Source organism: Terrabacter carboxydivorans (assembly GCF_039532035.1).
GTDB classification, from domain to species: Bacteria; Actinomycetota; Actinomycetes; order Actinomycetales; family Dermatophilaceae; genus Terrabacter; species Terrabacter carboxydivorans.
Genome location: NZ_BAAARE010000007.1, coordinates 23,847 through 46,451 on the forward strand (window position 1 = coordinate 23,847; position 22,605 = coordinate 46,451).

Annotated in this window: 25 protein-coding genes; 10 read left to right on the top strand and 15 right to left on the bottom strand. The window is 72.8% G+C overall.

The features are described from left to right. The first annotated feature begins 38 nt into the window (after positions 1–38). Positions 39–1,277, top strand: a complete 1,239-nt coding sequence (locus tag ABD297_RS08765; RefSeq protein WP_344254497.1) for a citrate/2-methylcitrate synthase — start codon at positions 39–41, stop codon at positions 1,275–1,277. A 124-nt stretch (positions 1,278–1,401) separates the two neighbouring features. Here ABD297_RS08765 and ABD297_RS08770 read toward each other — a convergent pair whose 3' ends face one another. Genes ABD297_RS08770 through ABD297_RS08785 form a run of 4 tightly spaced genes read right to left on the bottom strand, consistent with a single transcriptional unit; the run spans position 1,402 to position 4,683 of the window. Beyond that, complete coding sequence (locus ABD297_RS08770) at positions 1,402–2,100, bottom strand: TrmH family RNA methyltransferase (RefSeq protein ID WP_344254498.1); 699 nt, start codon at positions 2,098–2,100, stop codon at positions 1,402–1,404. Beyond that, entirely contained in the window at positions 2,097–2,852 is a 756-nt protein-coding gene (locus ABD297_RS08775) for an amino acid ABC transporter ATP-binding protein (protein ID WP_344254499.1), read from the bottom strand. Before ABD297_RS08775 ends, ABD297_RS08770 begins: the two co-directional genes overlap by 4 nt. Continuing rightward, positions 2,849–3,787 carry an amino acid ABC transporter permease gene (locus ABD297_RS08780; RefSeq protein WP_344254500.1) on the bottom strand — a complete coding sequence of 313 codons (939 nt, stop codon included), beginning with the start codon at positions 3,785–3,787 and terminating at the stop codon, positions 2,849–2,851. Before ABD297_RS08780 ends, ABD297_RS08775 begins: the two co-directional genes overlap by 4 nt. A gap of 23 nt (positions 3,788–3,810) precedes the next feature. Beyond that, the gene (locus tag ABD297_RS08785; protein ID WP_344254501.1) at positions 3,811–4,683 is read right to left on the bottom strand and encodes an ABC transporter substrate-binding protein; all 873 of its coding nucleotides are present in this window, start codon (positions 4,681–4,683) and stop codon (positions 3,811–3,813) included. A 425-nt stretch (positions 4,684–5,108) separates the two neighbouring features. Here ABD297_RS08785 and ABD297_RS08790 point away from each other — a divergent pair, with 425 nt between their 5' ends. Then, on the top strand, positions 5,109–5,834 hold the full coding sequence (locus tag ABD297_RS08790; RefSeq protein ID WP_344254502.1) for a DedA family protein: 726 nt from the start codon (positions 5,109–5,111) through the stop codon (positions 5,832–5,834). 88 nt (positions 5,835–5,922) lie between these two features. Next, positions 5,923–6,870, top strand: coding sequence for a TIGR03086 family metal-binding protein (locus ABD297_RS08795; protein ID WP_344254503.1), 948 nt, complete (start codon positions 5,923–5,925; stop codon positions 6,868–6,870). Positions 6,871–6,874: 4 nt separating this feature from the next. Here the strand turns inward: ABD297_RS08795 and ABD297_RS08800 are convergent, their stop codons facing one another. The 3 genes from ABD297_RS08800 to ABD297_RS08810 all read right to left on the bottom strand — a co-directional run bounded on the left by ABD297_RS08800 (position 6,875) and on the right by ABD297_RS08810 (position 8,806). Next, positions 6,875–7,591 (bottom strand): cation efflux transmembrane domain-containing protein, encoded by a 717-nt coding sequence (locus ABD297_RS08800; protein WP_344254504.1) that lies wholly within the window; start codon positions 7,589–7,591, stop codon positions 6,875–6,877. Continuing rightward, positions 7,588–7,935, bottom strand: a complete 348-nt coding sequence (locus ABD297_RS08805; RefSeq protein ID WP_344254505.1) for an ArsR/SmtB family transcription factor — start codon at positions 7,933–7,935, stop codon at positions 7,588–7,590. The genes ABD297_RS08800 and ABD297_RS08805 overlap by 4 nt, the downstream gene beginning before the upstream one ends. Positions 7,936–8,068: 133 nt before the next feature. After that, complete coding sequence (locus ABD297_RS08810) at positions 8,069–8,806, bottom strand: LemA family protein (RefSeq protein WP_344254506.1); 738 nt, start codon at positions 8,804–8,806, stop codon at positions 8,069–8,071. A 132-nt stretch (positions 8,807–8,938) separates the two neighbouring features. On the opposite strand from ABD297_RS08810, the gene ABD297_RS08815 reads away from it, so the two are divergent. Then, a complete protein-coding gene (locus ABD297_RS08815) occupies positions 8,939–9,232 on the top strand; it encodes a DUF1905 domain-containing protein (RefSeq protein ID WP_030199086.1) in 294 nt (97 codons plus the stop codon). Next, positions 9,229–9,864 carry a hypothetical protein gene (locus tag ABD297_RS08820; RefSeq protein WP_344254507.1) on the top strand — a complete coding sequence of 212 codons (636 nt, stop codon included), beginning with the start codon at positions 9,229–9,231 and terminating at the stop codon, positions 9,862–9,864. The genes ABD297_RS08815 and ABD297_RS08820 overlap by 4 nt, the downstream gene beginning before the upstream one ends. Positions 9,865–9,898: 34 nt before the next feature. On the opposite strand, the gene pyrE is transcribed toward ABD297_RS08820, so the two are convergent. The 5 genes from pyrE to ABD297_RS08845 form a co-directional block, all read right to left on the bottom strand. After that, positions 9,899–10,462, bottom strand: a complete 564-nt coding sequence (gene pyrE, locus ABD297_RS08825; protein ID WP_344254508.1) for an orotate phosphoribosyltransferase — start codon at positions 10,460–10,462, stop codon at positions 9,899–9,901. A gap of 70 nt (positions 10,463–10,532) precedes the next feature. Further along, the gene (locus tag ABD297_RS08830) at positions 10,533–11,573 is read right to left on the bottom strand and encodes an NAD(P)-dependent alcohol dehydrogenase (RefSeq protein ID WP_344254509.1); all 1,041 of its coding nucleotides are present in this window, start codon (positions 11,571–11,573) and stop codon (positions 10,533–10,535) included. 79 nt (positions 11,574–11,652) lie between these two features. Continuing rightward, positions 11,653–12,063 carry a (R)-mandelonitrile lyase gene (locus ABD297_RS08835; RefSeq protein WP_344254510.1) on the bottom strand — a complete coding sequence of 137 codons (411 nt, stop codon included), beginning with the start codon at positions 12,061–12,063 and terminating at the stop codon, positions 11,653–11,655. A gap of 154 nt (positions 12,064–12,217) precedes the next feature. Next, positions 12,218–12,676, bottom strand: coding sequence for a MerR family transcriptional regulator (locus ABD297_RS08840; protein WP_344254512.1), 459 nt, complete (start codon positions 12,674–12,676; stop codon positions 12,218–12,220). 102 nt (positions 12,677–12,778) lie between these two features. Then, on the bottom strand, positions 12,779–13,555 hold the full coding sequence (locus ABD297_RS08845; protein ID WP_344254513.1) for an SDR family NAD(P)-dependent oxidoreductase: 777 nt from the start codon (positions 13,553–13,555) through the stop codon (positions 12,779–12,781). 52 nt (positions 13,556–13,607) lie between these two features. Here ABD297_RS08845 and ABD297_RS08850 point away from each other — a divergent pair, with 52 nt between their 5' ends. Further along, a complete protein-coding gene (locus ABD297_RS08850; protein ID WP_344254514.1) occupies positions 13,608–14,417 on the top strand; it encodes an exodeoxyribonuclease III in 810 nt (269 codons plus the stop codon). Continuing rightward, positions 14,414–15,304: an alpha/beta fold hydrolase gene (locus ABD297_RS08855; protein ID WP_344254515.1), complete on the top strand. Its 891-nt coding sequence runs from the start codon at positions 14,414–14,416 to the stop codon at positions 15,302–15,304. The genes ABD297_RS08850 and ABD297_RS08855 overlap by 4 nt, the downstream gene beginning before the upstream one ends. A 75-nt stretch (positions 15,305–15,379) precedes the next feature. Here ABD297_RS08855 and ABD297_RS08860 read toward each other — a convergent pair whose 3' ends face one another. Then, entirely contained in the window at positions 15,380–17,230 is a 1,851-nt protein-coding gene (locus ABD297_RS08860; protein WP_344254516.1) for an MFS transporter, read from the bottom strand. 7 nt (positions 17,231–17,237) lie between these two features. Further along, positions 17,238–17,945, bottom strand: a complete 708-nt coding sequence (locus ABD297_RS08865; RefSeq protein ID WP_344254517.1) for an LppX_LprAFG lipoprotein — start codon at positions 17,943–17,945, stop codon at positions 17,238–17,240. 132 nt (positions 17,946–18,077) lie between these two features. Between ABD297_RS08865 and ABD297_RS08870 the strand changes: the two genes are divergently transcribed. Together ABD297_RS08870 and ABD297_RS08875 are read left to right on the top strand one after the other, a co-directional pair. Then, positions 18,078–18,773 carry a hypothetical protein gene (locus ABD297_RS08870; RefSeq protein WP_344254518.1) on the top strand — a complete coding sequence of 232 codons (696 nt, stop codon included), beginning with the start codon at positions 18,078–18,080 and terminating at the stop codon, positions 18,771–18,773. After that, positions 18,770–19,369, top strand: coding sequence for an HAD family hydrolase (locus tag ABD297_RS08875; RefSeq protein WP_344254519.1), 600 nt, complete (start codon positions 18,770–18,772; stop codon positions 19,367–19,369). Before ABD297_RS08870 ends, ABD297_RS08875 begins: the two co-directional genes overlap by 4 nt. Here ABD297_RS08875 and clpB read toward each other — a convergent pair. Beyond that, positions 19,356–21,917, bottom strand: coding sequence for an ATP-dependent chaperone ClpB (gene clpB / locus ABD297_RS08880; protein ID WP_344254520.1), 2,562 nt, complete (start codon positions 21,915–21,917; stop codon positions 19,356–19,358). The genes ABD297_RS08875 and clpB overlap by 14 nt on opposite strands. A gap of 162 nt (positions 21,918–22,079) precedes the next feature. Here clpB and ABD297_RS08885 point away from each other — a divergent pair, with 162 nt between their 5' ends. Next, complete coding sequence (locus tag ABD297_RS08885; protein ID WP_344254521.1) at positions 22,080–22,466, top strand: DivIVA domain-containing protein; 387 nt, start codon at positions 22,080–22,082, stop codon at positions 22,464–22,466. Positions 22,467–22,605 lie beyond the last annotated feature (139 nt).

A 22,605-nucleotide genomic window follows, 5' to 3' on the forward strand; every position in this document is an offset into this window, starting at 1 on the left:
ATCGCGTCCACTGTTGACCCGATCAACCCGGAGGCGACGTGGCCCAGGCACCAGGCACGTGGATCACGACGACCGAGGCCGCCCAGCGGCTCGGCGTCAAACGGGCGACCCTCTACGCCTACGTCAGCCGGGGGCTGCTCCGCAGCGAGCGGCGTCCAGGTCAGCAGGAGAGCCTCTTCGACCGGAGCCAGATCGACGCCATGGCCTCGGCGACCCGGCCTCCGGGAGGGCCGCAGCCGGTGCTCCGCTTCCGGAGCATCGCCACCTCGGTGAGCAGCCAGCTCGAGGGCGACCTGCTCTACCGGGGTCGTCCGCTGCACGACGTCGTCGCTCTCGGGTCGCTCGAGGAGGCCGCAGCCATCGTGCTGGGCACCTATGCGGCACAGTCGGTTCCGTCGCCAGTCGCCCAGGTGGTGGGCGCCCTCGACCTCGGGGTGCTGCCGATCGAACGACGTGTGCCGGTGGCCGTGCAGCTGCTCGCTGCGGCTGATCCCTTCGCCTCCGACACGGACCCCGAGCGGGTCCGCGCGGCGGCGCTGCCCACCGTGCGCGCCGCGGTGGCCCTGGCCGGGGGCTTTGCGCTCGCACCGGCGAAACGCGCTGTTTCCGGTGACTTTTCGGGCGACCGAGGCTCGGTCGAGCGCTCGAGCAGGACTCGGGAGACCGACCTGGCATCACTCACGCTCGCGGCCCTCGGCGGCTCCCCCTCGGCGGTCGGTGACGTCGCGGTGCTGCGGGTCCTGCTCGTAGCGCTGCTCGACCACGGCCTGACGGCCTCGACGGTCGCGGCCCGGGTGACGGCGTCGACCCGCGCCGGCCTGCACGACTGCCTCTGTGCCGCGTATGCCGCCATGGCCGGACCGCTCCACGGCGCGGCTCCGGTCGCCGCCCACGCCCTCCTCGCCGAGGGAGTGGACCCGGCGGTGCTCGTCGCCCGTTCGTTGCGAGAGCGTGGCGGGGTGGCCGGGTTCGGTCACTTCCTCTACCCGGACGGCGACCCCCGCGCCGACGTCGTGCTCGAGGCGCTGTGGCGGCGCCGGGGCACGACGCGGCTCCGGCGTCGGGTCGAGGCGCTCTCGGCCCTCGTGGCCGAGCGCACCGGCGCCCTGCCCAACATCGACCTCGCGAGCGCCGCGGTGCTGCACGCGCTGCGGCTGCCGGCCGAGTCGGGCGAGGTCGTCTTCCAGGTCGCCCGCTCGATCGGGGTCGCCGCCCACGTCGCCGAGGAGTATGCCGAGGAGCCTCTCCGCTGGCGCGGTCGCGACCCGCAGGGCTGACCGCAGATCCTGCAACACACCGAGCAGTCGTCAACCTCTGCGGTTGCAGCCGCCGCGGTTGGCGACTGCTCGGTGTGTTGCAGAGGTGGTGTGGGGATCAGGGGTGGTGGGTCAGGGTGGCGGGTCAGGGGTGCTGGTCGAAGACGTGGCGGCGGACCCAGGCGTGCATCGCCACCGCGGCGGCCGCGCCGGCGTTGATCGAGCGGGTCGAGCCGAACTGCTCGATGTGCAGCACCGCCGCGCACTCGGCGCGCATCGGCTCGGACAGGCCGGGACCCTCCTGGCCGAAGACGAGGACGCACCGCCGTGGCAGGTCGAAGGTTTCGATCGGGACGGAGCCCGGGAGGTTGTCGATGCCGAGCAGCACGAGCCCCTCGCCGCGGGCCCACTCGGCCAGGGCGGAGGCGTCCGGGTGATGGTGCTCGTGCTGGTAGCGGTCGGTCACCATCGCGCCGCGGCGGTTCCAGCGCCGCTTGCCGACGATGTGAAAAGCCTTGGCGCCCATGGCGTTCGCCGTCCGGATCACGGAGCCGATGTTGAAGTCGTGGCCCCAGTTCTCGACGGCCACGTGGAAGTCGTGGCGTCTCGTGTCGAGGTCGGCGACGATCGCCTCGTGCCTCCAGTAGCGGTACGCGTCGACGACGTTGCGCCGGTCGCCGTGCTCGAGCAGCTCCGGGTCCCAGTGCTCGCCGTCGGGCCACGGCCCCTCCCACGGCCCGACACCGACCTCTGGCCCCTCGGGCCCCTCGGACGCCCCAGCCGTCCCGACCGCCCCGGCCGGCGCGACCTTGTCGGCGTCCGCGCCGGTGTCGGCGTCCTTCACGACACGAGCCGCGACAGGAACTGCCTCGTGCGGGCCTCGCGCGGTGCGCCGAGCACCTCTGCCGGCGACCCCTGCTCGAGCACCCGGCCGCCGTCGAGGAAGCAGACGCTGTCGGCGACGTTGCGGGCGAAGCCCATCTCGTGCGTCGACAGGATCATCGTCATCCCCTCCTCGCGCAGCTCGCGGAGCAGGTCGAGGACCTCACCGACGAGCTCGGGGTCGAGGGCGCTCGTCACCTCGTCGAGCAGCAGCAGCTGCGGCGAGTTGACCATGGCGCGCGCGATGGCGACGCGCTGCTGCTGGCCACCGGAGAGGTCGTCGGGCCGGGCGCGGGCCTTCTCGGCGAGACCGACCCTCTCGAGCATCGCCATGGCACGCACCTCGGCCTCGGCCCGCGCGACCTTGTGCACGCGGCGCGGCGCGAGCGTGACGTTGTCGAGCACCGTCAGGTGCGGGAAGAGGTTGTAGGCCTGGAAGACGATGCCGGTGCGCGAGCGCACCTCGTCCGCGTCGACGCGCGGGTCGGTGATGTCGAGCCCGGCGAGCGTGATGACGCCGTCGTCGACCTGCTCGAGCAGGTTGACGCAGCGCAGCAGGGTCGACTTGCCCGACCCGGAGGCGCCGATGAGCACGACGCACTCCCCCGGCTGCACGTCGAGGTCGACGTCGTCGAGCACGACGTTCTCGCCGAAGCTCTTGCGCAGGCCCCGGACCGACAGCAGGGGACCCTCGAACGCGGGCTGTCCGGTCACAGCGTGCCTCCTGCTCCGTGCCAGCCCTGCTTGCGAGCAACCCGGTCGGTCAGTCGTGCCATCGGGATCGTCAGGCAGAGGAACAGGACGCCCGCGACGACGTAGGGGGTGTAGTTGAAGTCGGTCGCCGTCTCGATCTGGGCGGCCCGGATGGCGTCGATGGCCCCGAGCACGGCGATGAGGCCCGAGTCCTTCTGCAGCGAGACGAAGTCGTTCATGAGAGGCGGCGCCACGCGGCGCACGGCCTGGGGCAGCACGACGTGGCGCAGGGTCTGACCGTTCGAGAGCCCGAGGGCCCGCGACGCGGCGCGCTGCGACGGGTGCACCGACTCGATGCCGGCCCGGAAGACCTCGGCGACGTAGGCCGAGTAGGACAGGATGATCGCGACGGCGCCCCAGAAGACGAGCTCGGTCGGCACGTTCGGCAGGCGCAGGGCCGGCACCCCGAGGCCGAGCAGGAGCAGCAGGAGCAGCAGCGGCAGCCCGCGGAAGAGGTCGACGTAGACCGTCGCGAGCAGGCGCAGCGGGAAGAAGATCGGCCCACGCAGGGTGCGCATGATCGCGAGCGTCAGCCCCAGGACGAGGATCGACAGGCCGCAGACGACCATGAGTCGGACGTTGAGCCACAGGCCCTTGAGCACGGCCGGGAACGACTCGACCGCCTTGTCCCAGCTGAAGAAGGTCTCCTGGACCCGCGGCCACCCCGCCGAGTGCGTGATGAGCCAGCCGAGGACGCCGAGCACGACGACGGTGCTGAGGGCCGAGACCGCCGCCGACCGCACGGTGCGAGAGCGGCGGAAGGCACGCCGCTCGGTCTCGACCGAGGACGGCGACCACACGTGGCCACCGGCGGAAGACGCGCCCGGGGCGCCGGACTCGCTCGAAGCGCCGGACGCGCCCGAGGACGGTGACGCGCCCGAGGACGGTGACGGCATACCGACCGGGCTGCTCGGCGTGCTCACTTCAGCTCGGGGGCGCCCGCGTTGGCGAGGTACTGCTGCTGCAGCTTCTCGAGCGTGCCGTCGGCACGCAGCGCGTCGACCGCCTTGGACACGCACGGCGTCAGGGCCGAGCCCTTGTCGAGGACGGCGCCGAACTGCTCGGGCGTGCCGGCGCTCGGGAGCTGCCCGACGATGACGCCGTTGTCGAGCTGAGCCGCGACCATGTAGAAGGCCGTCGGCACGTCGACGACGATGCCGTCGATCTGCTTGTTCTTCAGGGCCTGGACGGCGACGTCGTTGGTGTCGAAGACCTTCGGGTCGTTGCTCGGCTTGATCTGGTCCTGGACCGCCTTGAGCGAGGTCGTGCCCACCTGCGCGCCGAGGTTGGCGCCCTTGAGGTCGGCGACGGTCGTCCTGCCGTCGATGGGGCTGCCCTTGTAGGTCACGACGGCCTGGCGCACGTCGTAGTAGCCGGAGCTGAAGTCGACGGCCTTGCGGCGGTCCTCCGAGATCGAGATCTGGTTGACGTCGAAGTCGAAGCTCTTCGGCGCCGGCGAGATCGCCGTGTTGAACGGAACGACGGTCCACTTGACGTCGGTCTTGGCGAAGCCGAGCTTGCCGGCGATCGCGTAGGCGACCGCGGACTCGTAGCCCTTGCCGTTGCTCGGGTCGTCGCCGCTGAACCACGGCTCGTAGGCGGGCTTGTCGGTGCCGACCGTCAGCGTGCCGGCCGTGACGAGCTTGAGCGAGTCCTTGGCGCAGGAGGCGGCCGCTGCGGTTCCGCTGCCGGCGGCGCCGGTCGACGCGTCGGGCGTGGACGACCCACAGGCACCGAGGGCGGTGACGGCGAGCGCGGCGACGGCGGCGAGGGCGAGACGGGGACGGGACATGCGTGCTCCTGCGGAAGGCGGCTTTCGACGGGCAGAGTCTACGAGCGTGGGGTATGCCGTCCGATCCGGTCCGCGATCCGGTCGCGTCACCGTCGGGCGGGTCAGGCGAGTTCAGGGCGATCAGGCGAGATCAGGTCGGCGGGGCCCGGCAGGCGGGTCGGGCCGGACCGGGAGGAGGACCGCACGTCCGCCGTCGACCCCGCCGAGGCGGGGCGACCCCGAGCGTCACGGCGTGTGCAGGTCCTCCTCCCGCGCTCCCTGTCCCCATCGTGAACCCGCGTCGGCCGCGAGCGGAAGGGAGGCTCCCGCAATCGATACGGCTTCGAGACCGTGGGAGCGGACCGTCGTCGCGACCGTGGGAGAGGCACAGGCGGCGACCAGCGCGGATTCAGGCGTTCCCGGGGACACGGCATACCCTGTGACCCATGCACCTACTCGCCGCCCTGCCGGCCGTCGCTCCGGCCCTCGGCCCGAACTGGATGGACCCCAAGTACCTGCTCGACCAGTACCAGGGGGCCTTCTTCGTCATCGCCCTGGTCATCGTCTTCATCGAGTGCGGTCTGCTCTTCCCGATCCTGCCCGGTGACTCGCTCCTCTTCGCCATGGGCCTGTTCATCGCGACGGGCCAGATCCACATGAACCTCGGGCTCGCCATGGCGGGCCTGGCGGTCGCGGCCTTCCTCGGCAACGTCGTCGGCTACGAGATCGGCCGGGCGGTGGGCAAGCCGCTCTACAAGCGGCAGGGGCGGTTCATCAACACCGCCAACTTCGACAAGACGAACGCGTTCTTCGACAAGTACGGCAACCGCGCGCTCGTCATCGGCCGCTTCGTGCCGATCGTGCGCACGTTCATCACTGTCGTGGCCGGCATCGGCCGCATGCACCGCCAGCGCTTCTTCGGCTGGAGCGCCGTCGGCGCCGTGGCCTGGGTCGCCAGCGTCACCCTCCTCGGCTACTTCCTCGGCCAGGCGTTCCCGGGCCTGACCAAGAACATCGAGTACGCCATCCTGCTCGTCGTGCTCGTCTCGCTGCTGCCGATGGTCTACGAGTTCGTCAAGCACCGCCGCGAGGCCCGGGCCATCGCCGCCGAGACGACCGACGCCGCCGGTGACGCCGCCGAGCGGGTCAGCCGCCGCGACCGCACCTCCTGAGCCCGGCCGGGCTCTTCGCCCGATGTCCTGACGCCCTCCCCGCACCGGAGCACACTTGAGTGTGCAGGGGTGATGGGAGGGCGTCGACATGACCACCACCGAGACCCGGCAGGCCGGTCCGGACCCCGGCGCGGCCTACCGCCGCAGCGTCCAGTGGTGGACGCAGCAGGCCGCCGGCGTCGCCGACGACCAGTGGGACCTGCCCACACCGTGCAGCGACTGGACGGTGCGTGACCTCGTCAACCACGTCGTCGGCGAGGACCTCTGGACCTCGCCGCTGATGCGCGGTCGCACCATCGCCGACGTGGGCGACCGCCTCGACGGCGACCTGCTCGGCGCGGACCCGCGCGGCGCCGCCGTGTCGGCGTCGACCGAGGCGGTGGGCGTCGTCGACGAGACGCTGCCCGCCCACGGGACGGTGCAGCTCTCCTACGGCGAGGAGTCGATGGACGAGTACGTGCGCCAGCTCGTCGCGGACCATCTCGTGCACGGGTGGGACCTCGCGGTCGCCACGGGCCGCGACCGGACGCTCGACGCAGGCCTGGTCGCCGACGTGGCCGCGTGGTTCGACGGCATGGAGGACGCCTACCGCTCCGGCGGGGCCGTCGGAGCACGTATGCCGTCCGCCGGCGACCCGCAGGGCGACCTCCTCGCGCGCTTCGGACGTGACGCCGAGTGGACCCCGGCGCACGGGGCGTTCGCGGCGTTCGTCGCCGCCTTTGGACGCGGCGACGTGGACGCGATCATGGCGCTCATGACCGACGACTGCGTGTTCGAGGCCACGGGTCCGGCGCCGGACGGCATACGCCACGAGGGGGCCACGGATGTGCGGGCGGTGTGGGACTCGCTCTTCACCGACACGGGCAGCCCGGCGTTCACGGCCGAGGAGTCGTTCGTCGCCGGGGACCGCGGCGTGCTGCGCTGGCGGTTCGACTGGGTGGCACCCGACGGCTCGCCCGGCCACGTCCGCGGCGTCGATGTCGTGCGCCTCCGGGACGGGAAGGTCTGCGAGAAGCTGTCGTACGTCAAGGGTTGAGCGGTCAGCCCTGGCAGCAGTCGCATCCCGGACCGCACGACAGGCAGGCCGAGTGCGAAGCGCCCTCACCGGTAGGCGTATCGGTGCGTCCGGCGTTGGGAGCGCAGCAGGCGTCGCCACGCCAGGCGGCGAGTCCCTCGCGCGCAGCGATGCCGGCGATGCCCAGGGCCGCGACCGGGTCGGCCCATGACCACCCGAACCAGGCGTTCACGGCGAGACCGACCAGCAGCACCGCCGACAGGTAGGTGCACAGCAGCGTCTGCTTCGAGTCGGCGACGGCCGAGGCCGAGCCCAGCTCCCTCCCGGCACGCCGTTGCGCCGCGGACAGGACGGGCATGACCGCGAGGCTGGCCGCGGCCAGCACGAGGCCCACCGTCGAGTGCTGCGCCTCTCCGGCGCCGGCCAGGCTGCGCACGGCGTCGACCGTCACGACCACGGCGAGGGCGAAGAAGGAGCACGCGATGGCCCGCAACGCCGGCTCTTCCCGAGCCTCCGGGTCGCTGCCTGCGAACTGCCAGGCCACGACGACCGCCGACGACACCTCGACGACCGAGTCGAGGCCGAAGCCCAGCAGCGCCGACGAGGAAGCCGCTGCCCCCGCGCTCAGGGCGATGACGGCTTCGAGCACGTTGTAGGTGATGGTCAGCGCGACGAAGAGCTGGATGCGCCGCGACAGGACCGCCCTCCGGGCGGGGGACGGCCCCAGCGACAGTGCCGTCACGATCGCGCCGCCTCTCGCACGACCCCGGCCGTGGCGACCCCGCCACAGCAGTCCGGGTCGACCACCAGGACCAGGTCGATGAGGTCGCCGAGGGCGTGGCCGATCCGCGCGTCGGTGAGCTCGTACAGCGCCCGCCGCCCCTCGGCTCGAGCGACGACGAGTCCGCACCCGCGCAGGCAGGCCAGGTGGTTCGACAGCGACTGTCGAGAGACGCCCAGCACCTCGGCGAGGTCGGCCGGGTAACCCGGGCCGTCCTTCAGGGCCAGCAGGACCCCCACCCTCGTGGCGTCGGACAGGGCGTGTCCGAAGCGGGCCAGGGCATCCGTCGGCGTCGCGGTGATCATGCGGGCGATCATACACGCAACGATGTATCCACTGAAGGCTGAACCCGGCCGCCGGTAGCGCGACTCAGCAAGCACGCCCCGAGCCGTGGGGCTCGGGGCGTGCCGGGTGGTGCCTCGTGCGTGGGGCGGGCGATCAGGGTTTCGGCGTCTCCGGCCGGGTGACCGCGTCGGACGTCGGGTCGGGCTGGGCCGCGCCGGGCGCCTGCGCCTGCGGGAGCGCGCCCGGGGCACCGCCGGGAGCCGTGGACGGGCCGCCGACCGCGCCGGGCTGCGTCGACGGCGAGACGGCGGGAGCGCCGCCCGCAGGGGCGTTCTCCCCGAAGGAGATGCTCGGGACGACGGCCTCGGTGGCCGGCGTCTCGAAGTACTCGGCCCGCTTGACCCCGGCGATGTTGGCGACGATGTTGGAGGGCACCGACTCGACCTTGGTGTTGAGCTCGCGCACGAGGGCGTTGTAGTAGCGGCGCGAGCTCGCGATGCGGTCCTCGGTGCTCGTCAGCTCCTGCTGGAGGGCGAGGAAGTTCTGGTTGGCCTTGAGGTCGGGATAGGCCTCGGCGACCGCCATGAGGCGACCGAGCGCCTGGCTCAGCTGGCCCTCGGCCTGGGCCGCGGCCGCCGGCGTCGAGGCGCCCGACATGGCGGCGGACCGGGCCTGCATGACCTCCTCGAGCGTGCCCCGCTCGTGGGAGGCGTAGCCCTTGACGGTCTCGACGAGGTTGGGGATGAGGTCGTGACGGCGCTTCAGCTCGACGTCGATCTGGCGCCAGCCCTCCTCGACCTTGTTGCGCAGGCCGATGAGGCCGTTGTACATGACGACGCCCACGACGGCGAGGAGCACGACGAGGCCGAGCAGGATCCAGACGATGATCATGGGTTCTCCCGAGGAGCTGGGCGGTCAGTGTGCCGATCCTAGTGCTGGGACAGCACGCGCGGACCGGGCCGCTGGTGCGACGACGAGGCCGCTGCCCCGGTTCCTGTCGGTGCCCGGCCCTACGGTGGGTGCATGACGACCCTCCGCTTCACCGCCGACCTGTGGCGGTGGGAGGCACAGACCGGCTGGTTCTTCGTGACCGTCGCACCGGACGCGTCGGCGCGCATCCGCGAGGTCCCGAGGCCGCCCCGCGGCTTCGGGTCGGTCCGGGTCCGCGCCACCGTCGGAGGCACGTCGTGGACGACGTCCGTCTTCCCGGACGCCTCGCGCGGCGCCTACGTGCTGCCCGTCAAGAAGGCGGTCCGCCAGGCCGAGGGCCTGGGCGAGGGCGACCCCGCCGACGTCCGCCTCGAGGTGCTCGAGTGAGCGCTCCCAGCGGTCCCGCGCGCAACCGCGTCGACCCCTTCGGCGACGTCGTGGCCGCGCCGGGCCTCGGCGCCTGGATGGGCAACCGCGGCCGCCTCCACGACGGGGCCGGCAGCCGCGACGTGCGCCGGCACCACGTCGGGCGGGCCTGGATCACCTGCGCCCTCGACTTCCGCGGGCGGCGGGTGCGCCAGTGGGATCCCGGCCACTACACGCCGCTCTTCTTCCTCGACGAGGCGACCGCCCTCGCCGCGGGCCACCGTCCGTGCGCCGAGTGCCGTCGCGCCGACTACACCCGCTTCCGCGACCTCGTCGCGGCCGCGCACCGCACGACCCACCTGCCGGCGACGGGGCTCGACCGCCTGCTCCACGAGGAGCGCTGGGACACCCGCCGACGCACCCGCCGGCTGCACGCGTACGCGTGGGGTGAACTCCCCGACGCCACCTTCGTCCTGCTGGCGTCGGGTCCGGCCGTGGTCCGGGGCGACGACATGTTCGCCTGGCAGGCCGACAACACGTATGCCGCGTCGGCCCTCGAGCGGCCGCGCACCGGGACCGCGAGCGTCATCACGCCGCCGTCGTCGGTCGAGGCCCTGCGGGGAGGCTACCCCGTGCAGGCCGGGCCCTTCTGACGGGTCGAGCAGGCCGGCGCCGGCTTGGCGGTGCTCAGGCGAGCCCGAGCTCCTCGAGGGAGAACGCGTAGCGGTACTCGACCCCGGCCTCGGCGGTGATCTTCTCTCCGGCGCCGGTGGCGCGGTCTGCGATCGTCGCGACGGCGACGACCTCGGCGCCGTCCTCGCGGGCGGCCTCGACGGCGGCGAGCGGCGAGGCACCGGTCGTCGTGGTGTCCTCCACGACGAGCACCTGGCGGCCCTTGATGGACGGGCCCTCGATGCGCTGCTGCAGGCCGTGCGCCTTGCCGGCCTTGCGCACGACGAAGGCGTCGAGACGCTCACCGGCAGCTGCGGCGGCGTGCAGCATCGAGGTCGCGACGGGGTCCGCGCCGAGCGTCAGGCCACCGACGGCGGCATACGTCAGGTCCTTGGTCAGCTCACGCATGACGATCCCGACGAGCGGGGCGGCCTCGCCGTCGAGGGAGATGCGGCGCAGGTCGACGTAGTAGTCGGCCTCCTTGCCGGAGCTCAGGGTCACGCGACCGTGGACGATCGCCTTGTCCTTGATGATCTCGAGCAGTCGGGCACGGGCGGCGGAGGCGTCGATGGTGGTCACGAGGCTCCATCGTAGGGCGCGGGCGCCGGGCGTCCCACCGGTGTGCGCACCGGTGGGACGACCGGGCGGCTCACGCCAGGGTCGAGGCGTCGATGACGAAGCGGTAGCGCACGTCGGAGGCGAGCACCCGCTCGTACGCCTCGTTGACCTGCTCGGCCTTGATCACCTCGACCTCGGCACCGATGTGGTGCTCGGCGCAGAAGTCGAGCATCTCCTGGGTCAAGGCGATGCCGCCGATCATCGAGCCGGCGAACGAGCGCCGACCGCCGATGAGGGAGAAGACGTTGACGTCGAGCGGCTCGGCCGGGGCGCCGACGTTGACGAGCGTCCCGTCGACGGCGAGCAGGCCGAGGTAGGCGTCGAGGTCGATCTTCGCGCTCACCGTGTTGACGATGAGGTCGAAGCGACCGGCGAGCGCCTCGAACGTGCCCGGGTCGGAGGTCGCGAAGTACTCGTCGGCGCCGAGACGCAGGCCGTCCTCCTGCTTCTTCAGCGACTGCGACAGCACGGTCACCTCGGCGCCGAGGGCGTGCGCGATCTTGACGGCCATGTGGCCGAGACCGCCGAGGCCGACGACCGCGACCTTCTTGCCGGGACCTGCCTGCCACTTGCGCAGCGGCGCGTAGGTCGTGATGCCGGCGCACAGCAGGGGCGCGGCTGCGGCCGGGTCGATGCCGTCCGGGACCGACAGGACGTAGTCGGCGTCGACGACGACGTGGGTCGAGTAGCCGCCCTGGGTCGTCGTGCCGTCGCGGTCGGTCGCGGCATAGGTGCCGACCATGCCCTCGACGCAGTACTGCTCGTCGCCGTTGCGGCAGTTGGTGCACTCCCCGCACGAGTTCACCATGCAGCCGACCCCGACGCGGTCACCGACCGAGTGACGGCTGACGTCGGCGCCGACCTCGGTGACGCGACCGACGATCTCGTGGCCCGGCACGACCGGGAAGGGCTGCGGGCCCCAGTCGCCGTTGACGGTGTGGATGTCGGAGTGGCAGATGCCGGCGAACTCGATCTCGATGAGGACGTCGTTCGCGCCGACGGCGCGGCGATCGATCGTGGTGGGAGCCAGCGGCTCTCCGGCGGCAGGGGCGGCATAGGCGTTGACGCGCATGGGGGATCTCCTCGGGGGGTGGGGGGATGTGTCGATGGGAGGTGGGGCGTGTGGGAGCTGGGGAGTACGGGAGGTGGGCTCAGTCCCGGGCGGGCGGGACGGCATACTCCTCGTCGGTGACGGGGGTGAGCCACTGCACGACGGCGTGGTCGTCGTCGCCCTCGTTGATGGCGACGTGGACCATGAGCCGGTTCGGGGCGGCGCCGTGCCAGTGCTCCTCGTCCGCCGCGAAGAGCACGCGGTCGCCGGGGCGGATGACCTCGACCGGGCCGCCGCGGCGCTGGCACAGGCCGACGCCCTCGGTGACGAAGACGGTCTGGCTCAGGGGGTGTCGGTGCCAGTGCGTGCGGGCGCCGGGCATGAAGTGCACGAGGTTGGCCGAGACCCTCGACGGGGCGGGGGCGGCGGCCACGGCGTCGATGTAGACGTCTCCGGTGAACCAGTCGGCCGGCCCCTTGACGGTGGCGACGGAGCTGCGGGTGATCTGCATGGTGGGTCCTTCCTCGGTGGGGTCTGGGTGGCGCTCAGGATCTGCGCGTCACGGCGCGTCTCGGGCTCGCCTTTCCGGGCTCGCCTGTCCGGGCTCGCCTTTCCGGGCTCGCCTGGCTGGGCTCGCCTGGCTGGGCTGGCCTGGCTGGGCGGCGTCAGGGCCTGGCTGCCTTGAGCGCGTCGGCGAGGGTGCGGGCCTCGCCCGAGAGCAGCTCGGCCCGGTCGGCGTCGCCCGCGGCGACGGCGTGCCAGTAGTCGATCTTGATCGCGACGTAGCGCCGCCGGAGGGCGACGTGCTGCGCCTCGATCTCCAGACGGCGCGACTGCCCGCTGAGCAGCTCGACCTGCTCGGCGGCAGCCTCGGCACCGGCCCGACCGTTGGTGACGTAGCGCCGCATGTCGCTGACCGACATGCCGGTCGCGGCGAGGCAGGCCACCCACATGAGCTGGTCGAGGTCCGCGTCGTCGTAGACGCGGTGGCCGCTGCTGGCACCCCGGCCCACCGGCGCGATGACGCCGATGGACTCGTAGTAGCGCAACGTGCTGGCCGGCAGCCCGGTCAGGGCGGCCGCCTCCTTGATCGTGTAGGTGTGTCCGGTCGTGGGTGCACTCACCCCTACGACGGTAGGAACTTCAAGTACTCGAAGTCAAAGCCCGGACGGACGGGCTCCAGCCGCACGCTGTCAGCGCGTCCGACGGCGTGCCGAGAGGCGCGGTCAGCGGCGGACGAGGCGCGCCCGGCTGCGCACCAGCGAGCGCGGGAGCACCCGCAGGAGCCCGACGACGGCCTTGTACTGCAGCCCCGGCACCGACAGCACGCGACCCTTGCCGACGTCGTCGAGGCAGTCCGACACGAGCCGGGCCGGGTCGAGCCACATGAAGTCGGGTCCCGGCTTGCTGATGCCGGCCCGCTGCTGGAACTCGGTGTTGGTGAAGCCGGGGCACAGGGCCGTCACCGTGACGCCCGAGCCGGCGAGCTCGCTCGCGAGCCCCTCGCTGAAGGTCGTCACCCAGGCCTTGGCCGCCGAGTAGGACCCCGAGGCGATGAAGCCCGCCACCGACGAGACGTTGACGATGCGACCCCGGCCGCGCTCGCGCATCGCGACCCCGGCCGCGTGCGAGAGCACGAGCACCGCACGGGTGAGCACGTCGAACGCCGCCTCCTCGACCTCGACGTCGTTGCGCAGGAAGCTGCGGCGCTGGCCGTAGCCGGCGTTGTTGACGAGCACGTCCACGGGTCGGTCCGGGTCGGCCACCCGGTCGGCGACGGCCTGCAACGCCCCACGGTCCGAGAGGTCGGCGACGAGCACCTCGGCCGACACGGCATACCTGCTCGTCAGCTCTGCGGCCAGGGCCTCGAGGCGCGCGCGGTCGCGGGCGACGAGCACGAGGTCGTGGCCGCGGGCCGCGAGCTGGCGCGCGAACTCCTGGCCGATGCCGGCGCTGGCGCCCGTGACGAGGGCGGTGGGTCGCGTCGCGCGCTGTGCAGTCATGCGGCTCACCCTAGGCACACGACGTGGTCGCGGCGGTCTAGGGTGGCCGACTGTGCGCATCGCCACCTGGAACGTCAACTCCATCCGGTCCCGCATCGACCGCGTCGCCGCCTGGCTCGAACGCACCGAGGTCGACGTGCTCGCGATCCAGGAGACCAAGGCCCGCGGGGACCAGTTCCCGCTGGAGCGCTTCGAGGCCCTCGGCTACGAGGTGGCCCACCACGGCCTCAGCCAGTGGAACGGCGTCGCGGTCGTCTCGCGCGTCGGCCTCGAGGACGTGCAGGTCGGCTTCGACGGCATGCCCGGCTGGGGCGAGCCGGCGGCGCCCGAGGCCCGCGCCATCGGGGCGCTCTGCAACGGCGTCCGCGTCTGGTCGCTCTACGTGCCCAACGGCCGCGCCCTCGACGACCCGCACCTGGGCTACAAGCTGAGCTGGCTCGACGCGCTGGCCGGAGCCGGTCGGCAGTGGCTCGCCGACGACCCCGAGGCGCAGATCGCGCTCCTCGGCGACTGGAACATCGCTCCGACCAACGCCGACGTGTGGAGCGTCGAGTACTACGAGGGCCGCACGCACACCTCACCCGGCGAGCGCGCCGCGTTCCAGGCCGTCCTCGACGCCGGCTTCAGCGACGTCGTGCGGCCCCACACGAGCGAGCCCGGCACCTTCACCTACTGGGACTACACGCAGCTGCGCTTCCCCAAGCGCCAGGGCATGCGCATCGACTTCGCGCTGTGCTCCCCCGTGCTCGCCCGGCGCGTCGTCGGCGCCGCCATCGACCGCGAGGAGCGCAAGGGCAAGGGCGCGTCGGACCACGCACCGGTCGTCTTCCAGGTCGGCGAGCCGTCGGGGTCCGACGCGTGAAGCGCCACGACCGCCGCGGCATCGTCACGCCCGACGGCGCCATCCTGTCCGTCCACACCCACGCCGACCCCGAGCTGCCGCCGGATGCGCCGACGCTCGTCCTGGCCCACGGGTGGGCCGTCAACCACGAGAGCTGGCTCCCCGTCGTCGGGAGGCTCGCCGACGAGCCGGTCCGGATCGTGCTGTGGGACCAGCGAGGGCACGGACGCTCGACGATCGGGCTGCGCCGGACCGAGATCGCCTCGGTGACGGTCGAGCACACCGGGCGCGACCTCGACGTCGTGCTGCGCAGCGTCGTGCCGCCGACGTCCCCCGTCCTGCTGGCCGGGCACTCGATGGGCGGCATGACGGTCATGGCACTCGCGGAGCACCGGCCCGACCTCTTCGGCTCCCGGGTGCGGGCGGCGCTCCTCGTCGCGACGGCGTCATCGCATGTCGCCCTCGGCGAGCGCACCGGCGAGGCGGCCGTCATGCGCCTGGCCGCCAAGGGCCTGCCGCTGCCCCCGGGAGGCAACGGCCGGATCCGCGCCCTCGTGCGCGGGCTCTTCGGCGACGGCGCCGACCCGGCGGACGTCGAAGCCGCCTGCGAGCAGGTCGCCGCGACGAAGCTGACGACCTTCGCCGCCTTCTACGGTGCGCTGCTCACCGTCGACCAGCGGGCCGGCTTCCCCGCGCTCGAGCGCGTACGGGTCTCCATCGTGGCCGGCCGCCAGGACCCGCTCATGCCGGTGACGCGAGCGCGCGCCCTGCGTGTCGCGCTGCCGCACGCGACGTTCGTCGACATCGCCCGCGGCGGTCACATGCTGCCGTGGGAGGCCACCGAGGTCCTCGCCGACGAGGTGCGCGGTCTGCTCGCGGAGATGCGCGCCAGCACGTCGACCGCCTGAGCAGCCATGACGTCCGGGTCTCGGCCGGCGTCGGACGCCAGCGTGACACGTCTGCCGCCCGACGCTCCCTGTCGGTCAGAGGGCGACGAAGCGGGGCGCGTCGGCGTCTTCCGGCTCGAGCCCGCTCGCGTGCCGACCGGTGACGCCCAGCGTGAACGCGACGGCCGCACCGACCAGGGCCGCGATCGCGCCGCCGAGGAAGACCGTCTGCACCTGCACCACGCCCGCCCCGATGAGGGCGGCGGTGTCGAGTTGGTTCGGCAGGCGCCGGACCGCCTCGAAGTAGCGGTTGAGTCCGATCGAGGTGAGCAGAGCGAGCCCGACGACCATCCCGACCATGCGGGCGACGACGACGAGCGAGCTCGCGACCCCGTGCGCGTGCGCCGGTGAGTCGGCGAGCGCGGCGTTGTTGACGGGGGCGAGGGCCAGGCCCATGCCGAGACCGACGAGGACGAGCACGACCGTGGTCGGCAACGTGCGGCTGACGGAGTCGAGCGTCCAGTGCGCCATGACGAGCATGCCGCCGCCGGCGAGCAGCAGGCCGACGCCGGCCACCGCGCCGTCGCCGAGACGGCGCAGGGACCACCCGCCGACGAGGGCCCCGACGGGGACCGCGAGCAGGAACCGCACGAGCACGAGCGCGGCACCGGTCTCGTCGTAGGAGTCGGTGAGCCGGGCGAGCAGGGGGACGTCGACGACGACCGCGACAAGCGCCGCCCCGACGAGCAGGCTGACGAGGAGGGCGCGCAGACCCCGGGCGCCCACGACACCGCGCGGGATGAGCGGGTCGGCAGCGCGGCGGTGCCACCAGGCCAGGACGAGCAACGCCACCGCGCCGACCGGGAGCAGGCTGTAGCCCAGCGGACCGACGACCTCCTTCTCCGGGTCCGACGACGCGAAGGTCAGCACGAGGCTGCCGAGGGCGACCGCCACGAGCGCGGCCCCGACGAGGTCGGCGCGGCGCAGCACCGACCACCACCGGGGCGCGGTCAGGAGCGCGACGACGAGCAGCAGCCCCAGCCCGGCCATGCCGATGGGGGTCAGCACCCGCGACGTGCCGGCGAAGGGCACGAAGGGCGCTCCCAGGGCGACGTCGGTGACGAGCGCGTCGGGCGCCGCAAGGGCCAGCCCTGTGAGAGCGAGCCCGAGCGTCGTGAGGACAGCGGCCACCACGGTCACGGTCCGACGACGAGGACCCGCCACCGGCGACGGGTCCCAGGGCGGCCCACCGACCGCTCGCCCGACCGCCTCGCCCGGCGCCTCCCCCGACTCCTCCGCCGACTCCGTGGACCGCTCCCCCGAAGGTTGCCCCGCCGGAAGCCCGCGGGTGCCGAGGAGGTGGATGACGGCATACAGCACAAGGGCCGCGGCGACGTTGAGCCAGAAGATCGCCCGCCACCCCGACCACGCGAGCACCAGGGCGCCGACCACCGGCCCGAGCACCGAACCCAGCTCCTGCACGGCACCGACGACCCCGAGCGGCGTGCCACGGCGGTGCGGGGGCCACAGGTCGGCGACGAGCGCGAGCGTCGCCGGCACGAGCCCGCCACCACCGATGCCCTGGAGCACACGGCCCGTGACGAGCACCGGCATCTCGACCGCGAGCGCCGTGACGGCCGAGCCCACGACGAAGACGAGGAGGCAGCCGAGCAGGATGCGCCGCCGGTCGAGCAGGTCGGACAGGCGGCCGATGAGCGGCAGGACCGCGATGTAGCCGAGCAGGAAGCCGGAGATGATCGGCGTCGCCCGCTGGAGGGCGTCGATGCCGATGCCGACCCCGGCCATCATGTCGGTCAGGGCGAGGACGACGACGTAGGTGTCGGCGGCAGCGAGCGCGACGGCCGCGGAGGCCGCGGAGAGCAGCGCGAGGCGGTGGGGGCCGGCGCTCGTCGCAGGTCCGGCGACCGGCGGGGCGGAGGAGGTCACCGGCAGGTCAGGGCTTGGTGATCGTCACGGGCTGGCCGTACTGGTCGAGCGTCAGGGTGTAGGTCGAGCTGGTGCCCGCCCCGAAGAACGGACCGACGAGGACGACCTGCCGCAGCTCCTGCGCGTCGGTCAGGCCGTAGGTCGCCGTGAAGGTGCCGGTGCTGTCGCCGATGAGGAAGAGGTCGGTGACCGCCTTGCCGGGCAGGCCCCCCTTGATGGTCGTGAGCACCTCGGAGCCCTGGCGCACCTTGTCGCCCGCGACCGGCGACGTCGTCGCGGTCAGCAGCGTCGTCAGACCCTTGTCCGGGGAGAAGAGCGTCGCCGGGTCGGGCAGCCCGAAGGTCTTGGGGTCGATCTTGTTGGTGCCCGGGATGAACGGCAGCTTGGCGTAGACGTCACCGTCGAGCGAGGTGATCTCTGCGTCGGCCTGCACGCCCTTGAGCGTCACCTTGAAAGTGCCCTTGAAGGCCGGCGGGTGCTTGCCCCAACCGTCGGCTGAGACCACGCCCGTGGCGCCCTGCGGCACGTTGGCGCTCGCCAGCTTCAGGTGCACCGACGGCGCGGCGTCGACCTTCGCCTTGGCGGCTGCGAGCTGCTGCGCCGGTGACTGCTGCGTCGCTCCCGAGGTGGTCCCCGAGTCGCTCGAGCAGGCCGCCACCGGGACGACGCAGAGCGCCGAGAGGGCAGCGGCGGCGAGCTTTGCCTGGATGCGCATGGTGGTCAGGCTAACCGAGGCGGGACCGCGCTCCGGGCGGGCCGCTCGGACGTCTGCGTCGATGTGGGTATGGCTAGGGTCGGGGACGATCACGGCGGGACCACCCCGCCACCTGACGAAGGAGCACGAACCATGGCCCTGCTCGGACTGATCCTGCTGCTGGTCGGCGCCGGGGCCGGCGTCGTCACCTACCTCGCGACCCACGCGGCCGCCGGGACGGTCGCGGTCTCCGCCTTCGGCTTCACGCGCAACGCGACGCCCTTCGAGCTCGTGCTCTACGGCGCGGTCGCGGTCCTGCTCTTCGCCATCGGCTGGGCCATGGTCGCCGCCGCGGCCCGTCGGCGCGCCCGCGTGCGACGCGAGGAGAAAGAGGCGGCTCGCCTGGCCGAGGTCGAGGAGACCGCCGAGGCCGCCCGCCGCGACCACGAGCACCGCTTCGAGGAGGCCCGCCTGCGCGACGAGGACCTGCGCCGCCGCGAGAGCGAGCTGTCCGCGCGGCACGAGGGTCTCGACACCCGCGAGGCCGAGCTCGCCCGCCGCGAGGCCGAGTGGCGCGAGCGCGAGGGCCCTTCGGTCGCCGACGTCGTGACCGGCCGCGCCGAGGGCAGCGTCAGCGACGGCACCGCGTCGTGGGCCGACGAGTCGTCCACCGCCGACAGCCGCCGCTCCGACACCCACCACACCGACTCCGGTCACACGGACGCCACGAGCGCCGACAGTGGCTACACCGAGTCGATTGACCCGACGGACTCCACGCACGCAACGGACTCCTCGCACGCCGACTCGGTGCCTGCCGGCGAGCGCCAGCAGCGCGACGGGGCGGTGTGAGGGACCACACGGCATACGTCTTCGACCTCGACGGCGTCGTGCGGGACTTCACCCCGGGCGACGCCGACCCGGGCATCGAGGCGGCCCTGGGGCTGCCCGCCGGGCACGTCGCCGCGACGGCGTTCCGCAGCGAGCTGCTCCTGCCGACCATCACGGGCCGGCGCACCTTCGACGAGTGGTATGCCGCAATCTGCGTCGCGCTCGAGGACGTCGTCCCCGAGCCGGCGCGGGTGCGCGAGCACATGACGCGCTGGCGCGAGCACCGCGGCTCGGTCATCGACGAGACCGTCGAGCGGCTCGAGGCGCTGCGCTCGGCAGGCCACCGCACCTACGTCTTCACCAACGGCACCGACTACGTGCCGCAGGAGCTGGAGCTGCTCGGGATCACCCGGCTCTTCGACGGCCTGCTCAACAGCGCGGACTTCGGCGTGGTAAAGCCCGACCCGCTGGCGTATGCCGCCGCCCACCGAGCGATCGAGGCCGACCTCGGGCGCGTGGTGGCCCGCGACGAGGTGTGGTTCACGGACGACCGCGACGAGAACGTCGCGGCCGCCCGTGAGTTCGGTTGGGACGCAGAGGTCTTCAGCCGAGGGTGAGCGACTCCCCCGCCGCGTCGACGCCGACCTGGACGGTGGCACCGTCGCGGACCTCGCCCGAGAGCAGCCCCCGGGCCAGCCGGTCGCCGATCTCGCGCTGCACGAGCCGGCGCAGCGGCCTGGCGCCGTAGGCCGGGTCGTAGCCACGGGCGGCGAGCCACTGGCGTGCCTCGTCGGTGACCTCGAGGGTGATGCGCCGGTCGGCCAGCCGCTCAGCGAAGGCCCGCACCTGCAGGTCGACGATGTGCGCGAGGTCGTCGCGGCTCAGGGCGTCGAAGACGACGACCTCGTCGAGCCGGTTGAGGAACTCCGGCTTGAACGACGAGCGCACGACGCCCATGACCGACTCGCGACGTGCCTCGGGGCTGAGCAGCGGGTCGGTGAGGAACTGCGACCCGAGGTTGGAGGTCAGCACGAGGATGACGTTGCGGAAGTCGACCGTGCGACCCTGCCCGTCGGTGAGGCGGCCGTCGTCGAGCACCTGGAGCAGGATGTCGAACGTCTCGGGGTGGGCCTTCTCGACCTCGTCGAGCAGGATGACCGAGTAGGGCCGGCGACGCACGGCCTCGGTGAGCTGGCCGCCCTCCTCGTAGCCGACGTAGCCGGGAGGGGCACCGATGAGGCGGGCGACCGAGTGGCGCTCGGAGTACTCCGACATGTCGATGCGGACCATGGCCCGCTCGTCGTCGAAGAGGAAGTCGGCGAGGCTCTTGGCGAGCTCGGTCTTGCCGACCCCCGTCGGGCCGAGGAAGAGGAAGCTGCCGGTGGGGCGGTCGGGGTCCGAGACCCCGGCCCTGGTGCGGCGCACCGCGTCGGAGACGGCCCGCACGGCGTCGGCCTGGCCGATGAGGCGGGCGCCGATGTGCTGCTCCATGTGCAGCAGCTTCTCGGACTCGCCCTCCATGAGCCGTCCGGCCGGGATGCCGGTCCAGGCCGAGATGACGTCGGCGATGTCGTCGGCGCCGACCTCCTCCTTGACCATGGGCTCCTCGTCGACGGACGTGGCAGCGGCCTCGCGCTCCTGGGCGGTGGCCAGCTGCTTCTCGAGCGCGGGGATGTCGCCGTAGGCGATCTTCGACGCGCCGGCGAGGTCACCCTCACGCTGGAGCCGGTCGGCCTGCACGCGGAGGTCGTCGATCCTGGCCTTGATGTCGCCGACGGCGTTGAGGCCGGCCTTCTCGGCCTCCCACCGGGCGTTGAGCGCGGCGAGCTCCTCGCTGCGGTCGGCGAGGTCCTTGCGCAGCCGCTCGAGGCGGTCGCGCGAGGCGGCGTCGGTCTCCTGCTCGAGCGCGAACTCCTCCATCTTGAGCCGGTCGACGGACCGACGCAGCTCGTCGATCTCGACCGGGCTGGAGTCGATCTCCATGCGCAGCCGCGACGCGGCCTCGTCGATGAGGTCGATGGCCTTGTCGGGCAGCTGACGGCCGCTGATGTAGCGGTCGGACAGCGAGGCCGCGGCGACGAGCGCCGAGTCGGCGATGGTCACCTTGTGGTGGGCCTCGTAGCGCTCCTTGAGCCCGCGCAGGATCGCGATGGTGTCCTCGACCGACGGCTCGCCGACGAAGACCTGCTGGAAGCGGCGCTCGAGCGCGGCGTCCTTCTCGATGTGCTTGCGGTACTCGTCCAGCGTCGTCGCGCCGACGAGGCGCAGCTCGCCGCGGGCGAGCATGGGCTTGAGCATGTTGCCGGCGTCCATGGCGCCCTCGCCGCCGGCGCCCGCACCGACGACGGTGTGGATCTCGTCGATGAAGGTGACGATCTGGCCGTCGCTGCCCTTGATCTCCTCGAGGACGGCCTTGAGGCGCTCCTCGAACTCGCCGCGGTACTTCGCCCCGGCGAGCATCGCCCCGAGGTCGAGGGAGTAGAGGGTCTTGTCGCGCAGGCTCTCGGGCACGTCGCCCTCGACGATGCGCTGGGCGAGGCCCTCGACGACGGCGGTCTTGCCGACGCCGGGCTCACCGATGAGGACGGGGTTGTTCTTCGTGCGGCGGGACAGGACCTGCACGACGCGGCGGATCTCGGCGTCGCGGCCGATGACGGGGTCGAGCTTGCCCTCACGGGCGCGGGCTGTGAGGTCCGTGCCGTACTTGGCCAGCGCCTCGAAGGTGCCCTCGGGGTTGTCGGAGGTGACGGGGCGGCCGCCGCGCAGCTCGGGGATGGCCTTCTCGATCGCGTCGGCGTCGAGGCCGAACTGCCCGGTGCGGGCGAGGGCGAGCAGCAGGTGGTCGGTGGAGACGTAGGAGTCGCCCATGGCCGTCATGTACTGCTGCGCCTGCTGGAGCGCCCGCGCCGCGGTGGGCGAGAGCTGCGGCTGCTGGGTGCCTCCGGTGACCTGCGGCATCGAGGCCATGGCGCGCTCGGCCGCGGCCGTCGCTGCGGCGACGCTGGAACCGCCGGCGGTGAGCAGGGCCGGTGTCGTCGTGCCGCCCTGGGCTGCCAACGCGAGCAGCAGGTGAGCCGGCTCGATGTTCGGGTGGTGCTTGCCGGTCGCGGTGGTCGCGGCCTGGGCGAAGGCCTCCTGAGCCTTGTTGGTCAGCTGTAGGTCCATGCGTGCTCCTGGTGCGGGGATGAGGTCACTGGCGTCAACCGGCGCTGACTTGAGTGTATTCCACTCAACTTCGTGCGGGCACGGGAAGGTGACGTATGCCGCGTGGCGCGCCCCGGCACGCACCCTCCCGGCGCTCGACCCTGGCCGACCTAGGCTCACGGCATGGACCGAAGCACGCTCGCCGAGCAGCTGCGCGCCGCGCGCTTCCGCACGACCCAGTTCCGGACGGGCTACGCCGAGGACGCCGTCGACGACCTCGTCGACCAGCTCGTCGGCCAGCTCGGCATGGGGGTGGCCGACGAGGAGATCCTCGCGACCGTCGCGGCGAGCCCCTTCCCGACGACCACGGCGCGACGCGGCTACGAGATGGCCGACGTCGACAGCCTGCTCGACACCGTGACGACCGCGCTGGGTGGCACTCCTGCGCCCGCGAGCGCCCACGCCGTCTCCGGCAGCGGCGAGTCGGGCCGCGGTGACGCGGGCCGCGACCTCCCGCCCGCCATCATCGAGCCGCCGCGCGGCTTCCTGTCTCGCCTGCTCGGCCGCTGACTCGCTGGCCCGTGACGCGCTGACTCCGGTGCAGCTGTCCCGGCGACCCGGCGATCCGCGGACCCACTGGCTCCGGTGCAGCTGTGCGCGTGACGCGCTGACCCGCCGACCTGCTGCCCCGCGACCCGGTGATGCGCTG

Coding starts and splice junctions, on each gene's coding strand:
- ABD297_RS08780 (WP_344254500.1), bottom strand. CDS start 3,787: ATGCCGTCACCGTCCTCGGGCGCGTCACCGTCCTCGGGCGCGTCCGGC.
- ABD297_RS08785 (WP_344254501.1), bottom strand. CDS start 4,683: ATGTCCCGTCCCCGTCTCGCCCTCGCCGCCGTCGCCGCGCTCGCCGTC.
- ABD297_RS08790 (WP_344254502.1), top strand. CDS start 5,109: ATGCACCTACTCGCCGCCCTGCCGGCCGTCGCTCCGGCCCTCGGCCCG.
- ABD297_RS08795 (WP_344254503.1), top strand. CDS start 5,923: ATGACCACCACCGAGACCCGGCAGGCCGGTCCGGACCCCGGCGCGGCC.
- ABD297_RS08805 (WP_344254505.1), bottom strand. CDS start 7,935: ATGATCACCGCGACGCCGACGGATGCCCTGGCCCGCTTCGGACACGCC.
- ABD297_RS08810 (WP_344254506.1), bottom strand. CDS start 8,806: ATGATCATCGTCTGGATCCTGCTCGGCCTCGTCGTGCTCCTCGCCGTC.
- ABD297_RS08815 (WP_030199086.1), top strand. CDS start 8,939: ATGACGACCCTCCGCTTCACCGCCGACCTGTGGCGGTGGGAGGCACAG.
- ABD297_RS08830 (WP_344254509.1), bottom strand. CDS start 11,573: ATGCGCGTCAACGCCTATGCCGCCCCTGCCGCCGGAGAGCCGCTGGCT.
- ABD297_RS08835 (WP_344254510.1), bottom strand. CDS start 12,063: ATGCAGATCACCCGCAGCTCCGTCGCCACCGTCAAGGGGCCGGCCGAC.
- ABD297_RS08845 (WP_344254513.1), bottom strand. CDS start 13,555: ATGACTGCACAGCGCGCGACGCGACCCACCGCCCTCGTCACGGGCGCC.
- ABD297_RS08865 (WP_344254517.1), bottom strand. CDS start 17,945: ATGCGCATCCAGGCAAAGCTCGCCGCCGCTGCCCTCTCGGCGCTCTGC.
- ABD297_RS08870 (WP_344254518.1), top strand. CDS start 18,078: ATGGCCCTGCTCGGACTGATCCTGCTGCTGGTCGGCGCCGGGGCCGGC.
- clpB (WP_344254520.1), bottom strand. CDS start 21,917: ATGGACCTACAGCTGACCAACAAGGCTCAGGAGGCCTTCGCCCAGGCC.
- ABD297_RS08885 (WP_344254521.1), top strand. CDS start 22,080: ATGGACCGAAGCACGCTCGCCGAGCAGCTGCGCGCCGCGCGCTTCCGC.